Annotated in this window: 11 protein-coding genes and 1 rRNA gene; 4 read left to right on the top strand and 8 right to left on the bottom strand. The window is 38.2% G+C overall.

Translation table 11 applies throughout. The features are described 5' to 3' along the window. Nucleotides 1-132 precede the first annotated feature (132 nt). Nucleotides 133-1,684: ribosomal RNA gene (locus tag ACHZK0_RS02710) — 16S ribosomal RNA — on the bottom strand. A 400-nt stretch (nt 1,685-2,084) separates the two neighbouring features. Here ACHZK0_RS02710 and ACHZK0_RS02705 point away from each other — a divergent pair. Then, entirely contained in the window at nt 2,085-2,441 is a 357-nt protein-coding gene (locus ACHZK0_RS02705; protein WP_000025063.1) for a YgzB family protein, read from the top strand. Between the two features lie 201 nt (nt 2,442-2,642). Here ACHZK0_RS02705 and perR read toward each other — a convergent pair whose 3' ends face one another. The 6 genes from perR to ACHZK0_RS02675 form a co-directional block, all read right to left on the bottom strand. Beyond that, nucleotides 2,643-3,071 (bottom strand): peroxide-responsive transcriptional repressor PerR, encoded by a 429-nt coding sequence (perR, locus tag ACHZK0_RS02700; protein WP_000237831.1) that lies wholly within the window; start codon nt 3,069-3,071, stop codon nt 2,643-2,645. Nucleotides 3,072-3,369: 298 nt separating this feature from the next. Further along, nucleotides 3,370-3,825, bottom strand: coding sequence for a thioredoxin-dependent thiol peroxidase (bcp, locus tag ACHZK0_RS02695; RefSeq protein ID WP_262741341.1), 456 nt, complete (start codon nt 3,823-3,825; stop codon nt 3,370-3,372). A gap of 44 nt (nt 3,826-3,869) precedes the next feature. Continuing rightward, nucleotides 3,870-4,274 carry a potassium channel family protein gene (locus ACHZK0_RS02690; protein ID WP_061676758.1) on the bottom strand — a complete coding sequence of 135 codons (405 nt, stop codon included), beginning with the start codon at nt 4,272-4,274 and terminating at the stop codon, nt 3,870-3,872. A 72-nt stretch (nt 4,275-4,346) separates the two neighbouring features. Next, nucleotides 4,347-5,132 (bottom strand): ABC transporter permease, encoded by a 786-nt coding sequence (locus ACHZK0_RS02685; protein ID WP_061676757.1) that lies wholly within the window; start codon nt 5,130-5,132, stop codon nt 4,347-4,349. A 4-nt stretch (nt 5,133-5,136) separates the two neighbouring features. Then, nucleotides 5,137-5,928 (bottom strand): ABC transporter permease, encoded by a 792-nt coding sequence (locus tag ACHZK0_RS02680; RefSeq protein WP_000521523.1) that lies wholly within the window; start codon nt 5,926-5,928, stop codon nt 5,137-5,139. Next, complete coding sequence (locus tag ACHZK0_RS02675; RefSeq protein ID WP_000843649.1) at nt 5,921-6,934, bottom strand: ABC transporter ATP-binding protein; 1,014 nt, start codon at nt 6,932-6,934, stop codon at nt 5,921-5,923. Before ACHZK0_RS02675 ends, ACHZK0_RS02680 begins: the two co-directional genes overlap by 8 nt. A 127-nt stretch (nt 6,935-7,061) precedes the next feature. On the opposite strand from ACHZK0_RS02675, the gene hemL reads away from it, so the two are divergent. The 3 genes from hemL to ACHZK0_RS02660 all read left to right on the top strand — a co-directional run bounded on the left by hemL (nt 7,062) and on the right by ACHZK0_RS02660 (nt 14,343). After that, entirely contained in the window at nt 7,062-8,360 is a 1,299-nt protein-coding gene (gene hemL, locus ACHZK0_RS02670; protein WP_262741342.1) for a glutamate-1-semialdehyde-2,1-aminomutase, read from the top strand. A 199-nt stretch (nt 8,361-8,559) separates the two neighbouring features. Continuing rightward, entirely contained in the window at nt 8,560-12,996 is a 4,437-nt protein-coding gene (locus ACHZK0_RS02665) for a glutamate synthase-related protein (protein WP_395761119.1), read from the top strand. 258 nt (nt 12,997-13,254) lie between these two features. After that, entirely contained in the window at nt 13,255-14,343 is a 1,089-nt protein-coding gene (locus ACHZK0_RS02660; protein WP_061676753.1) for an aromatic acid exporter family protein, read from the top strand. 15 nt (nt 14,344-14,358) lie between these two features. Here ACHZK0_RS02660 and ACHZK0_RS02655 read toward each other — a convergent pair whose 3' ends face one another. Further along, nucleotides 14,359-16,119: an ABC transporter ATP-binding protein gene (locus ACHZK0_RS02655; protein ID WP_270606491.1), complete on the bottom strand. Its 1,761-nt coding sequence runs from the start codon at nt 16,117-16,119 to the stop codon at nt 14,359-14,361. Nucleotides 16,120-16,144: the final 25 nt, after the last annotated feature.

Genomic DNA, 16,144 nt, shown 5'->3' with positions numbered 1-16,144 from the left:
AAAATATGAGCTACACTGTTATCTAGTTTTCAAAGAACATACATTTATATATGAGAGATAGTTCTCTCAAAACTGAACAAAACGAAACACGGAAACTTATATTGATGAACAGCGTTCATCAATTCTCCATAGAAAGGAGGTGATCCAGCCGCACCTTCCGATACGGCTACCTTGTTACGACTTCACCCCAATCATCTGTCCCACCTTAGGCGGCTGGCTCCAAAAAGGTTACCCCACCGACTTCGGGTGTTACAAACTCTCGTGGTGTGACGGGCGGTGTGTACAAGGCCCGGGAACGTATTCACCGCGGCATGCTGATCCGCGATTACTAGCGATTCCAGCTTCATGTAGGCGAGTTGCAGCCTACAATCCGAACTGAGAACGGTTTTATGAGATTAGCTCCACCTCGCGGTCTTGCAGCTCTTTGTACCGTCCATTGTAGCACGTGTGTAGCCCAGGTCATAAGGGGCATGATGATTTGACGTCATCCCCACCTTCCTCCGGTTTGTCACCGGCAGTCACCTTAGAGTGCCCAACTTAATGATGGCAACTAAGATCAAGGGTTGCGCTCGTTGCGGGACTTAACCCAACATCTCACGACACGAGCTGACGACAACCATGCACCACCTGTCACTCTGCTCCCGAAGGAGAAGCCCTATCTCTAGGGTTTTCAGAGGATGTCAAGACCTGGTAAGGTTCTTCGCGTTGCTTCGAATTAAACCACATGCTCCACCGCTTGTGCGGGCCCCCGTCAATTCCTTTGAGTTTCAGCCTTGCGGCCGTACTCCCCAGGCGGAGTGCTTAATGCGTTAACTTCAGCACTAAAGGGCGGAAACCCTCTAACACTTAGCACTCATCGTTTACGGCGTGGACTACCAGGGTATCTAATCCTGTTTGCTCCCCACGCTTTCGCGCCTCAGTGTCAGTTACAGACCAGAAAGTCGCCTTCGCCACTGGTGTTCCTCCATATCTCTACGCATTTCACCGCTACACATGGAATTCCACTTTCCTCTTCTGCACTCAAGTCTCCCAGTTTCCAATGACCCTCCACGGTTGAGCCGTGGGCTTTCACATCAGACTTAAGAAACCACCTGCGCGCGCTTTACGCCCAATAATTCCGGATAACGCTTGCCACCTACGTATTACCGCGGCTGCTGGCACGTAGTTAGCCGTGGCTTTCTGGTTAGGTACCGTCAAGGTGCCAGCTTATTCAACTAGCACTTGTTCTTCCCTAACAACAGAGTTTTACGACCCGAAAGCCTTCATCACTCACGCGGCGTTGCTCCGTCAGACTTTCGTCCATTGCGGAAGATTCCCTACTGCTGCCTCCCGTAGGAGTCTGGGCCGTGTCTCAGTCCCAGTGTGGCCGATCACCCTCTCAGGTCGGCTACGCATCGTTGCCTTGGTGAGCCGTTACCTCACCAACTAGCTAATGCGACGCGGGTCCATCCATAAGTGACAGCCGAAGCCGCCTTTCAATTTCGAACCATGCAGTTCAAAATATTATCCGGTATTAGCCCCGGTTTCCCGGAGTTATCCCAGTCTTATGGGCAGGTTACCCACGTGTTACTCACCCGTCCGCCGCTAACTTCATAAGAGCAAGCTCTTAATCCATTCGCTCGACTTGCATGTATTAGGCACGCCGCCAGCGTTCATCCTGAGCCAGGATCAAACTCTCCAATAAAGTTAGTTTGTCTAGCATCTAAAAATAAAAATTGACGTTTCACGTTGTTTGTTTCGTTCAGTTTTCAAAGAACTACTTGGTCGCTCATTTGCGACTTCCTTATGTTAACATCTTCGTTTTTCGATGTCAACTAAGTTTTTTAATTTCTTTTTTGTCGTTTTCTGCGTTTCCGCATCAGCGACGGTTATTAATATATCATGCAGTACATACAGGGTCAATACTTTTTATAAAAAAATTTCACATCCCGTTAAAATCTTAAAATCATGTTCCAAAAACCATTATAGCCTCCCTTCATTCTTCATCATACTCCATATCTCATATCTTATCGGTTTATCACATTTACGAACGAGTGAAAATTCTAAATTTTATGTTATATTATTATTATAGGGGAGTGGTGAGAATGAGCATTAAGTATTCAAACAAAATCAATAAAATCCGGACCTTTGCATTAAGTTTAGTATTTATCGGCCTCTTCATTGCATACTTAGGAGTCTTTTTCCGTGAAAACATTATTATTATGACAACATTTATGATGGTTGGCTTCTTAGCTGTTATCGCTAGTACTGTCGTTTACTTTTGGATTGGCATGTTATCTACTAAAACTGTACAAATTATTTGTCCAAGCTGCGATAAGCCAACAAAAATGCTCGGTCGTGTCGACGCATGTATGCATTGCAACCAACCTTTAACAATGGATCGAAATCTAGAAGGAAAAGAATTTGATGAGAAATATAATAAGAAGAGCTATAAATCATAGGTATATACGGGTACAATGTAGCCTTACAAAACTAAACAGTAAAAGGTGATTTCTTAACCAAGAAATCACCTTTTGTATTTATCCTTAACTAAATTAGGTTCTTCACTGAACATTGTAAACCCTCCTGAACCTAACGCAATTCCCATATATAATAAAGAAAGAGGCTGACGTAAAGCCGTCAGCCTCTTTCTTTATTATATATTACGCCTTATGACACTCTGGACAAACGCCATAAATTTCTAAGCGATGACTATTAATAACGAAGCCTGTCGTTTTCGCAGCTTCCTCTTCAAGCTGTTCCAAACCTCCATAAGGAAAATCAACAATCTTACCACATTTTTCGCAAATCACATGATAATGTTGACTTGTAACATAATCAAATCTACTTGAAGCGTCTCCATAAGTCAATTCCTTTACAAGTCCAACCTCTTTAAATACACGTAAGTTATTATAAACAGTTGCAACACTCATATTTGGAAACTTACCTTCTAATGCTTTATAAATGTCATCCGCTGTTGGGTGCGTCATAGATTCCACAAGGTACTCTAAAATAGCATGACGCTGTGGAGTAATGCGTACACCCGTATTTTTCAGCATTTCTAGCGCTTCTTTTAATTCTTCTTTGACCACCGTCATGCACCCCGATTCTATACGGATTATTATTTTATAATTCTTATAAAGAGTGTACTCCTTTTCTTATAAATCGTCAATATTTCTACTATAAGTATGTGGTTTATTTTTGTATATAGCCTTATTCTTATATATCTTTCCCCATTTTCTATACATTTACATAGAAAAAAAGTGCGACATAATCGCACTTGGAATACTATCATCTGAGGAGGTATGCCCTACACTTCACTTTATGTAAGACGATAAAATATGTATAGACACTTGCCTTACTTCTATATATTTTATCTCCACAGTGAATTTACTTTATATAAGAAAGAACATCCTCAATATGTCCTTTCACTTTCACTTTACGCCATTCTTTTACAAGCTCACCGTCTTTATTAATAAGGAATGTAGAACGCTCGATTCCCATGTACTCTTTCCCAAAGTTCTTTTTCAATTTCCAAACATCGTACAATTCTGCTACCTTATGATCTTCATCTACTAAAAGTACAAATGGAAGTTCATGCTTCTCAATGAATTTCAGATGTCTGTTCGCTGAATCAGGGCTTACACCAAGAATAACTGTATCTTTCTCTTGAAATAATCCGTATGCATCTCGAAAATCACACGCTTCAGTTGTACATCCTGGAGTCATATCTTTCGGATAAAAATATAGAACTACGTTTTTACCACGAAAATCAGCTAAGCGAACTTCTTCCCCGTTACTTCCCTCTAATGTAAATTCTGGAGCCATTTCTCCTACTGTGATCATTGTTATCACTCCTACTCTTTTCTTTTACTATATCAAATGCTATCTTATTTTTCATTGTCTATTACAGACCTCATGACAAAAGCAAACGGTAATGTATATCCAATTAGCGCTTCTGCAATCGCAATCCATCTCCCTATTCCAATCGGAGCTATATCACCGTACCCAACGGACAATAAAGTAACTGCGCTAAAATATAAGCAAATTTCTACAAGTTGAAAAGATTGGGCATGCAAGCTTTCTCCATCTTCTTTCAAAACTGCAAAGCCCATTTCTTCTAATACAACATAACTTAACCCAAACGCAATCAATACCGTTGTATAAATTAAAAATAAGGAGGCTAAATTATAAAGCGAAAAGAAACGCCTAGAATCTGAATATGAACTCCATAACAATTGGACACTTCTCAAAATAGCAATTGCTACAATTAATAGAATAAATCCCCATAACATGTCCTCCACCTCATTTTATATGTATGAGACAGCTATTGGATTTATCCCTTAGAAACAAACAAGCTTCTATAATTAATTCCCAGCACCACGGTACCTTTTTACCCCTTGATTCCAAAGAGTAATTGCAATCGTAAAACAGATAACACCAACGAATGGTGTTGCAAATGCATAGCTATTCCACTCTGTTTTTCTTAAAAAGTATGCTGCTGGATACACTCCGACAAACGCAAATGGTAAAACAAACGTTAAAATGAAACGAATCACACGGTTATAAATGTTAACAGGATAGCGACCATAGTTACCTATGTTATACATTAGCGGCATAATTGAACTTTTCGCATCCGACCAAAAACCAAGGCTTGCAAGCGTAACAAATATCCCTCCGTATACAAGGGCGCCCCCTCCTACCATCAGTAAGAATAAGAAGAAATCGTACCAGTAAAAAGATAATTGCAACTCCACCGCTGCGTAGCCCATTACAATTATTCCTGTAATCGCTCCAATTAAAGATTCAAGCTCCATTCTTTCTAATATAATTTGGAACAAACTATGAATCGGTCTCGTTAATATACGATCCATTTCTCCTTTAATAATGTAACGATCATTAAAGTCCCATATGTTAAAGAAAGCTGAGAAAATGGCAAACGGCACTAAAAAGAAACCATAAATAAAGATAACTTCTTCTCTACTCCAGCCTTTTAATGCTTGCGTATGCCCAAACACAACGAGAATAAAGATTAAATTAACAGCCTGCAGTGATAAATCAGAAAGTAATCCAACGATAAAATCGCCCCGATACTCCAATTTTGTTTTTATATATTGGCTTGCATATTGTAAAAATAGGTTTATATATATCATCTCATCATCCCCCTTGTACAATTAGACGTTTTCTCGCCGTTCTCCACATGAGTACAATTGGAATAATAAGTACAATTGCCCAAATTACTTGGAATAATAATGCCTCATACAATTTACTTCCTTGTATACCTTCTGAAAAAATCATACTCGGAATATAACTAATGGCCTGAAACGGTAAAAATACCATTGCCTTCTGAGCCCATAACGGATAAAAACTAATTGGTAATAATAGACCTGAAAATAAATCAATAACAACACGTTTTGCATACATAATTCCACTATTATTAAATAGGAAGAACGTGAGCATTCCCGTCATTAAATTAATTTGTGTATTAATAATAAAACTAAATATTAAAGATAAGAAGAAATATAACCACGTTTGAAAATTCGTTGTAATTTGCAATGAAAATAATAAGGTAACGATAACCATACCTGGAATTGAAAAGAAAGCAAAACGAAATATCCCTTCACCGAGACCTTGCATTACTTTCATCCCTAAATAGTTATATGGACGAATCAGTTCTACCGCTACACGCCCTTCTTGAATTTCCATCGCAATTTCCCTATCTATATTATTAAAATAAAAGGCACGTGCCATCCACGCAATTGCGATATACGTAGTCATTTGCGAAATAGATAAACTTTCAATATTCTCTTTTCCACTATAAATTGCTTGCCATAAAAAATAATACGCACCGATATTAATTGTATAAATTAAAATCCCGCTATAATAGTTTGTACGATACGCAAGCATCATTAAAAAGCGAATCCGAATCATTTCAATGTACTTACCCATGTTTAATACCCTCTTCATAAATGTTACGAATGATTTCCTCTGTAGACACTTCGTTAATTTTTAAATCTTTAATTTGAAATGCTTGTACTACTTTAGAAATAAGCATTGAAATGATAACTTCTTCATTCGGTATTTTTGCAACCCACGCGTTTTCCTCTTTCGCTTTCGACCAAACGACATGACTATCTGGCATAACCATTGATAAAGCCTGATAGGAAACTGGTGCAATAAATTGAAAGTGTATTTCCTTCTCCGCTCCCCACTGCGTACGAAGATTATTTAAAGAACCGTCATACATAATATTTCCTTCATCCAGCATGATAACGCGCTCACACAAAGCTTCAATATCAGTAATATCATGGGTTGTTAATAAAATTGTTGTTTTATAACGCTCATTCATTTCTTTTAAAAATTCACGTATTTTCAATTTCACAAGAACATCTAACCCAATTGTAGGTTCATCTAAAAATAATAACGGCGGATTATGAATTAATGCTGCCGCTAATTCACAACGCATTCTTTGCCCTAGAGATAACTTTCGAACTGGCTTATCTAATAAAGGACCAATATCTAACGTTTCAATTACGTGCTCCATATGCTCTTTATACTGAGCGTCTGATACACCGTACACCTTTTTTAATAAACGAAACGATTCTTGTACAGCAATATCCCACCAAAGTTGCGAGCGTTGACCGAAAACAACACCAATTGTTCTTACAAATTCTTCTCTCTGCTTGTGTGGGTTCATCCCATTTACTAAAATCTCTCCTGATGTCGGAGTCAAAATCCCCGTAAGCATTTTAATTGTCGTTGATTTACCGGCACCATTCTCACCAATATACCCAACCATTTCACCTTGTTTCACAGTAAAAGATACGTCATTTACTGCTGGTACTATTTTATAATTACGATTTAATAAATCGCGAAATGCACCCTTTAAACCTGGACGACTTGAATAGGCTGTAAACTCTTTACGTAACCCTTGTACCTCAATTACCGATTTCATAACCGGACCCCCTTCCTAAATGTCACAACGAATAGTTTACCCAACTGCCTTCTCTATCACAAACAATACGTCTTTTCGAAAAACATGTTAGAATAATACATAGATTTTTGTAAGGAGATGAATTGTAGTGAAATTCACAAAATCAGAAGCATTACATAAAGAAGCTTTAGAACATATTGTTGGTGGCGTTAATAGTCCTTCTCGTTCTTTTAAAGCAGTTGGCGGTGGCGCTCCTGTTGCTATGGAACGTGGAAAAGGTGCTTATTTCTGGGATGTAGACGGAAATAAATATATCGATTATTTAGCAGCATACGGTCCTATTATTACTGGACATGCTCACCCGCACATTACAAAAGCAATTACAACAGCTGCTGAAAATGGTGTACTTTACGGAACACCAACAGCGCTAGAAGTAAAATTTGCAAAAATGTTAAAAGAAGCAATGCCTGCATTAGATAAAGTCCGCTTCGTAAACTCTGGTACTGAAGCAGTCATGACAACAATTCGTGTCGCTCGTGCTTACACAGGCCGCACAAAAATTATGAAATTCGCTGGTTGTTACCACGGTCATTCTGATTTAGTACTTGTAGCAGCTGGATCAGGCCCTTCTACGCTAGGAACTCCTGACTCAGCCGGTGTACCACAAAGTATCGCTCAAGAAGTTATTACTGTTCCATTTAATAATGTAGAAACTTTAAAAGAAGCATTAGATAAATGGGGACATGAAGTAGCAGCTATCCTTGTAGAACCGATTGTTGGAAACTTCGGTATTGTAGAGCCAAAACCTGGCTTCCTTGAGAAAGTGAATGAACTTGTTCACGAAGCTGGCGCACTAGTAATTTATGATGAAGTTATTACTGCTTTCCGCTTCATGTACGGTGGTGCTCAAGACTTACTTGGCGTAACACCAGACTTAACAGCGCTTGGTAAAGTTATTGGCGGCGGACTTCCGATTGGTGCTTACGGTGGTAAGAAAGAAATTATGGAACAAGTTGCCCCGCTTGGACCTGCCTATCAAGCTGGTACAATGGCAGGAAATCCTGCTTCTATGGCATCTGGTATTGCTTGTCTAGAAGTTCTTCAACAAGAAGGGCTTTATGAGAAATTAGATGAACTTGGTGCAATGCTTGAAAAGGGAATTTTAGAGCAAGCTACAAAACATAATATCGATATTACATTAAACCGACTAAAAGGTGCTTTAACTGTATACTTCACAACAAATACAATTGAAGATTACGATGCAGCACAAGATACAGACGGTGAAATGTTCGGTAAATTCTTCAAGCTTATGCTGCAAGAAGGCGTTAACTTAGCACCTTCGAAATATGAGGCATGGTTCTTAACGACAGAACATACAAAAGAAGATATTGAATATACAATCGAAGCTGTAGGCAGAGCATTTGCTGCTTTAGCAGAGGATAAATAATCCCGTCATTACAAGGAAAAAAGAAAGCACATCTTTCTTTTTTCCTTTTTTCTATTTCATAAATCCCTCATTAATAGTATAATTATTCATAATTATCTGTTTAATTTTTCTTTTATATCCTTACTATCCTTGTATACAAGGCTGCTCACGCCTTAAATAGTAAGATTATTCAAACTTCAATAAGAGGGGGGATTGACGGATGCTCAATAAAACAAATACATGGACACCGTCTTTATTTCGAGGTTATAAAAATGCAGAACACGATGCGTGTGGAATCGTTTCCGTTATGGAGAAACGAAAAATTCCTACAAAAGAAAACATTGACCTTTGTATACAATCACTAGTCAAAATGAATCACCGGGCTGGCTTCATTAATGGTGAAGGAGATGGAATCGGCATTCACATTGATGTCCCAAAAGCACTTTGGAATGAAAAACTAAAAAGTAGCGGATATAATCCAACGATCGTGGATCATCCCCACTTTATCGTTGGACATTTTTTTCTAAACAAAAATGCAAATATAGTTAATTTAAAGAATCATATTCGTACGCAATTAAATAACGAAAATTTCACTATGATTTTCGAAAGTGACGACGTAATAAATTCCGATGCACTCGGTCCACTTGGTAAACAGGAAGAACCTTTATTTTGGCAAGTTGCTCTTATCGCGGAAAATGAAGTTAAACATATTGAGCAAACATTATTTTCAGTAACGATTAAAATAGAGGAAAACGAAGCGATTCATGTTGCTTCTTTAAGTCGTGACCATGTTGTATATAAAGTTCTAGGTGCTGGGGATACACTGGTTGCCTATTACAATGATTTACAACACCCACTTATCGCTTCAACTATGACACTTGGACATAATCGCTATTCTACTAATACATTATCTAATTTTTTTCGTGTACAACCATTTAGCGTTCTCGGACATAATGGTGAAATTAACACAATTGCAAAATTACGCGATCAAGCTGAAATGATCCATGTTCCACTTACTGCTGGGGGCAGTGACTCCCAAGATTTAAACCGCACCTTAGAAACTCTACTTGTTCAATACGACTACAGTTTATTTGAAGCAATGGACATACTATTCCCACCAATTATTAATGAAATTAAACTTTATGAACCACATTTACAAGATTTATATACGTATATACGTGAAGCTTGGGGCCATTTTGCGCAAGGTCCAGCTGGCATTATTTCACGTTATAAAGATGAAGCTGTTTTCAGCGTTGATTCCCTTGGACTACGACCAGTATGGAAAGTTGAAACAGAAAGCTCTTATATTTTCTCTTCTGAACCTGGAGTTGTATCACCAACTGAATATGTAGCAGAACCGAAACCACTCGCTCCTGGAGAAAAAGTCGGCCTAAAGTGGAATGAACAAGATGAGCTTGTACTCTACGAATACGATGACTACCAAACTCAAGTATATAACCGTTTAAAAAAACGAGTGGATACGAAAGGTTATCATTTAAACTTATCTACCCCTGAAACGAAAGAAACCTCGGGACTATGTGATTCTATGCAAGTTGAGACGAAGCAATATGTTGCTTTTGGATGGGATCGAGAGCATATTCAACTTCTTGAACAGATGGCAACAAAAGGCGTTGAGCCAATTCGCTCACTTGGGCATGACTCACCACTTGCCGCACTCGATACTGATAGACGAAACATCGCTGACTTCATTAAGGAAAGTGTAGCCGTTGTTACAAATCCAGCAATCGATCGCGATCGAGAGGTCGAACACTTCTCCACACGGACGATACTTGGAGAGCGTCCAAGTTTATTAAGCGGCGCTAAACAGCCATTTGTAGTTGAGATGCTTTCCCCCGTTATTTTAGAAGGAAGTGTAGCACAATCTATCGCAGAGGAATTACAAACAATTACGTACGAACAACTTATACAGCTATTCAATACTCATAGCTCTATCGCTACAATCTCTGCTACATTCAGTCCGGCAGAAACTTTACAATGCGCCTTAAATCGAATTAGTTCTGAAGCGATAACAGCCGTGAACGATGGAGCTTCCCTACTATTAATAGACGATGCCGACGCTCATCTAAATGAACGGTTATGGATTGATCCGCATTTAGTTACCGCTAAAGTACATCAAGTATTAAGCGAAAATAAATTACGCCGAAACTGCTCTCTCGTTATACGTTCTGGTGCCCTTCGCTCCTTACATGATATCGTCACACTGTATGGATTAGGAGCAGATAGTATTAATCCATATTTATTATTTGCAACCGTAAATGATGGGACAAAAACACCCATTACAAATTTATATCACGCTCTTAATAAAGGGCTGGAAAAAGTCATTTCAACAATTGGAATTCATGAATTACGCGGTTACGGTCGCCTCTATTCTTCTATCGGATTACATGAGGAAATCGCAAATATATTACAAATTACGAATTTCTTGGGTTCAAATAATTTAGCCTTTTCGCTTGCTTCACTTGCTGAAGATGCACAAATGCGCGCAGATGATTACAACGATCCTAAAGTTAGAATGCGAAAATCTTTTCATATATTCCCGCGAATTTGGAAAGCAATCGGCGATGTCGCAAAAGGAAACTCTTATGATGATTATCGTGACAAATTAAGTGAATTAGAAGAAAATAACCCAATTGCAATTAGACACCTTGTTCAAATGAAAGAAACAAAACATATCGTTCCGGCTGAAGAAGTGTCGATCCGCATTCAAAATCATGATTTACCATTTATTATTAGTTCCATGTCATTCGGTTCTCAAAATGAAGTTGCCTTTCGTTCGTATGCAGAAGCAGCTGACCAGCTAAATATGATCAGTTTGAACGGTGAAGGCGGCGAAATTAAAGACATGATCGGAAAGTATCCACATACACGTGGACAACAAGTTGCATCTGGGCGATTTGGTGTAAACGCCGAACTACTAAATTCATCAAACTTAATTGAAATAAAAATTGGTCAAGGTGCAAAGCCTGGTGAAGGTGGACATTTACCAGGTTCAAAAGTAACAGCCAAAATCGCTGAAGCACGTAACGCTACAATTGGCTCAGATTTAATTTCACCTTCTAACAACCATGATATTTATTCCATTGAAGATTTAGCTCAAATGATTACAGAAATTAAAACCGCCAATCAACTTGCGAAAGTAGCTGTAAAAGTTCCTGTTGTCCCTAACATTGGAACAATTGCTGTCGGTATCGCAAAAGCTGGCGCTGATTTTATTAACATTAGCGGATTTGATGGCGGTACAGGAGCTGCACGTATTCACGCATTGCAACATGTAGGCCTTCCTGTAGAAATCGGTGTGAAAGCCGCTCACAATGCTTTATTAGAAGCAAATATGAGACACAAGGTAGAAATTTGGGCAGACGGTGGTATTCGAAGTGTGAATGACGCCTTGAAAATCATGCTCCTTGGGGCAAACCGTATTGGATTTGGTACATTATCCATGATTGCAATCGGCTGTACAACTTGCCGTGGATGTCATCTAGATACTTGTCACGTTGGAATTGCAACACAAATTGAGTCTGAAGCTCAGGCGAAAGAACACGGATTACGCCGCTTCGTCCCACGCGAATTAGAAAGCGCCGTTGCTGGATTATTACATTTATTCACCACTTTTGGTGTAGAACTAAAACGATTAACAGGAAATCTTGGTTATACAAATTTACAAGAAATTGTCGGGCGTTCCGATTTATTAGAACAAGTTCGAGGCGAAAATTTATTAGACTTATGTAATTTACTACAAACGATAGAACATCCATCTGTTACACAAACAGAATACGTACCGGAAAAACAATTTGAAACAGTTCATTCCCCTCATTCGAAAGAATTAGTAGGAGTTGGCGTAGAGCAACGCGTTATGGGTGGTCTAGAATCTTGCTATCGCGTTCGTAGTAAATTATATGAAGACACGAAGCTTGAACCACTTACATTAAAGTATACGAATGGTTCTATTCCTGGAAATGGATTAGGTGCTTACAATAGCGAGAACTTATTTATACACGTAAATGGCGGTGCACAAGATGGCATTGGTAAAACCTCCTTTGGTGGTGGTATTTATATAACGAAAGCAAAAGGAAAAGACGGCATATATTATAACGGTTCTGTCGGAAAAGGTTTTGGATACGGTGCACAAAAAGGATCGCTATACGTTCAAGGTAATGCTGATGCTCGCGCTGGTATTCGCCTCTCTGGAGCAGACATGATAATTGGAGGGCGTATGACAAAGCCACTCCGTGAAAAAGAGCAAGGGAATATAGGGGCATACTCTAATATTAAAGGTTTCGCTTTTGAATATATGACAAATGGGCGAGCGCTTGTTTTAGGGGATCCTGGTCCATGGATCTGTGCTGGTATGACTGGCGGTGTTGTATATTTACGTCATGATTCAAGCTTAGGTTTAACTGAACAGGCTTTAAAAAGAAGAATCGCAAAAGGAGCAAATGTTACATTACAACCAATTAGTAAAAATGGTGTGCAAGATGTAACTGAGTTATTGCTAGATTATATTCGTGTATTAAATGAGCATGAGCAATACGAGGAAGTTGCTTTATTAACACCGTTACTCGATGATATGCAGCAACAGTTTTTTGAAATTATCCCGAAGAAGGAGCAGGCTGATCCATCTATCTCAACAGAGTGATATACCTAACTTTCATTTTCAAGAATAAATTGACGAAGTACACTTCTCATAGTAATCTATAGTAACAATTTGAAACCTGCTGAAATTCAGCAGGTTTTTTTACTAAAAATTGATGTTTAAAAAGAATTAGGAAAAAGTATAAATGAATCTTAATTTCTTATTAACGTCACTAAAATATCACTTGCTAACATATTGTAATGAATGTATAGTATCATGTTGTACATTCATTATGACAAGAGAAAGGATCTTATTAAGGGTATGAAACTTGGTGCTCGCATTTTAAAAACGGGTATTGCCATCACATTAGCTTTATTTGCTTGTATTTTACTTCAATTACCGAGTCCGGTATTTGCGGGAATCTCAGCTATATTCGCTGTTCAACCGTCTGTATACCGCTCGTATTTAACTGCTCTTGAGCAAATTCAAGCAAACGTCATTGGCGCGGTATTCGCTATCGTATTTGCTACTGCTTTTGGACATAATCCTTTTATTATTGGATTAACATGTATATTAGTAATTGCGCTTACGTTACAATTACGATTAGAAAACACAATATCAATTGCTTTAGTAACAGTTATCGCCATTATGGAGTATCAAGGCGAAGATTTCTTCAGTTTTGCCTTACTTCGCTTTGCGACGATTATGATTGGAATTATTGCGGCTTCACTTGTAAATTTAGTGTTTATGCCGCCAAAATACGAAACAAAATTGTATCATCGTATCGTTGATAATACAGAAGAAATTGTAAAGTGGATTCGAATGAATAGCAGGCAAGCTTCTGATTTTACAACGCTAAAAACTGATATTGATCGTATGAAAGAAAAAATGATCAAACTAAACCATTACTATTTGCTGTATAAAGAAGAAAGAAGCTACACGAAAAAAGTACAGTTCGCCAAAATTCGGAAGCTCGTTTTATTCAGACAAATGTTAGCGACGACAAGCCGTGCTTTAAGTACGCTAAAATCATTACATCGTACTGAAAATGAACTGCGCTATATGCCAGAAGAATTTCAAGAATCTATCCAAAACGAACTTGATTCATTAACGCATTATCATGAACAAGTGCTATTAAAATTTATTGGTAAAGCAAAAAAACAACAATCCGTTGAAATGCTTGATGAAGTTGAAACAGGTAAACAAGAACTAATTGATATCTTTATGGATTATCAAAACAAAGACGATGAGGAAGCGTATAAAACATGGCTACACCTCTTTCCTCTAATTTCTGCCATTATTAACTATAGTGAAGAAGTAGAGCATTTAGATTTACTTGTGGATAGCTTCTACACATACCATAAACCAGAAGCAGAACTCCAAATCGAAGATAAAAAAGAAGACGAATAAAGAAAACAGCTCCTTTTACGCTAAAGGAGCTGTTTCTGTTATATGTTGAAGTTGATATAAATTGTAATAAAACCCTCTTTTTTTCATTAACTCTTCATGAGAACCTGTTTCTTTAATTTCACCATCTTCAATATAAATAATCGTATCCACATGCGTAATCGTCGCCAATCGATGTGCGATTATGATCGTCGTTCGATCAGCAGCTAACGTCTGAAGCGCCTCTTGAATATACCGTTCATTTTCTAAATCTAAAGCGGATGTCGCTTCATCTAATATAAGTAACGATGGATTCTTTAGAAACACTCGTGCAATCGCTACACGTTGCCTTTGCCCACCAGATAACTTCACACCGCGTTCCCCAACGACCGTATCATAACCATCAGGTAACTCTATAATAAAATCATGAATTTGCGCAGCTTTGGCAGCTGAAATCACTTCTTCCTCTGTAGCTTTCGGATTTCCATATAAAATATTTGCCCCGATTGTATCACTAAATAACAAATTATCTTGCAGTACAATTCCAATATGACTACGTAAATTTCTCATATCATACTTTCTAACATCTATCCCATCTACATAAACTGCGCCTGAAGAAACATCATAGAAACGCGGGATTAAACTAGCAAGAGATGACTTCCCTCCCCCACTTGCTCCTACAAGTGCTACCTTTTCTCCTGGCAACATAGTTAATGAAATGTTATGTAATACCTCTCTTTCATCTGAATTGTAACGAAAAGATACATTATCAAATATCACTTCACCGTTTAATTTTTTCGTTTGTACCGCACTTGGCACATTCACAATATCGTATTTCTCATCTAACAATTCAAACACTCGATCCATCGATGCGAAAGACTGCGTTAATGTCGTAGAAGAATTAACAAGTCGGCGAAGCGGACTATACAAACTATCCATATATCCAACAAAGGCAACCATAGTCCCTAATGTTAATTGCCCCTGTATCACTTCGTACGCTGCAAAACCGATCACAAGTAACGGTCCTAAATCTGTTAACGTATTCACTGCCGAAAATGTTCTCGCCGTCCAACTCGTATGTGTTAATGCTTTCGTCAAAAACTCATTATTTCTTTTTTCAAACTGCTTACCCTCATACTCTTCTAATGCAAAGCTACGTGTCACTTGCATCCCTTGAATACGTTCATGTAAATACCCTTGCATCGTTGCTAAAGCTTGTGAACGCTCTTTCGTCAATTTCCGAAGACGCCCGAAAAAATATTTCACTGCCACTACATAAATAGGTAAAATTAATAGCGCAACAAATGTTAATTTTACATTCATAGAAAACATAACAATAATAGCAATAGCAATTGTTGCCGTATCTAACCAAACATTCATCAAACCAGTAATTACAAAATCCTTCGTTTGTTCTACATCATGAATGACACGTGAAATAATCTCTCCTGTTTTTGTATTCGAATAATAGCGTAAACTCAACTTTTGCAAATGACCAAAAATATGTTTTCGCAAATCATATAGTATTGTGTTCGCGATACGCTGCGCGAAATATTGACGATAATATTCAATCGGCGGTCTTACTACTGCAAAAATAAAAAAGGCAATCCCAACAGCTGTTACTAATTGATAGGTTTTATCTTGAAGTGACCCTCCGCCTTGAATCACATCATCGATAATATATTTTAATAACCACGGCATAATAAGCGGGATGCCGAATTTAACTAGACCAATCATAATCGTAATAGCAATAAGCCATCGATATGGTTTAACAAATTGCAAATATCTTTTTATACCTTGCACATAATCCCCCCTCTAATAGGACAAA

The sequence above is a fragment of the Bacillus sp. 3G2 genome (assembly GCF_044324725.1).
GTDB classification, from domain to species: domain Bacteria; phylum Bacillota; class Bacilli; order Bacillales; family Bacillaceae_G; genus Bacillus_A; species Bacillus_A mobilis.
This window is presented reverse-complemented; position numbering and strand designations above follow the sequence as displayed.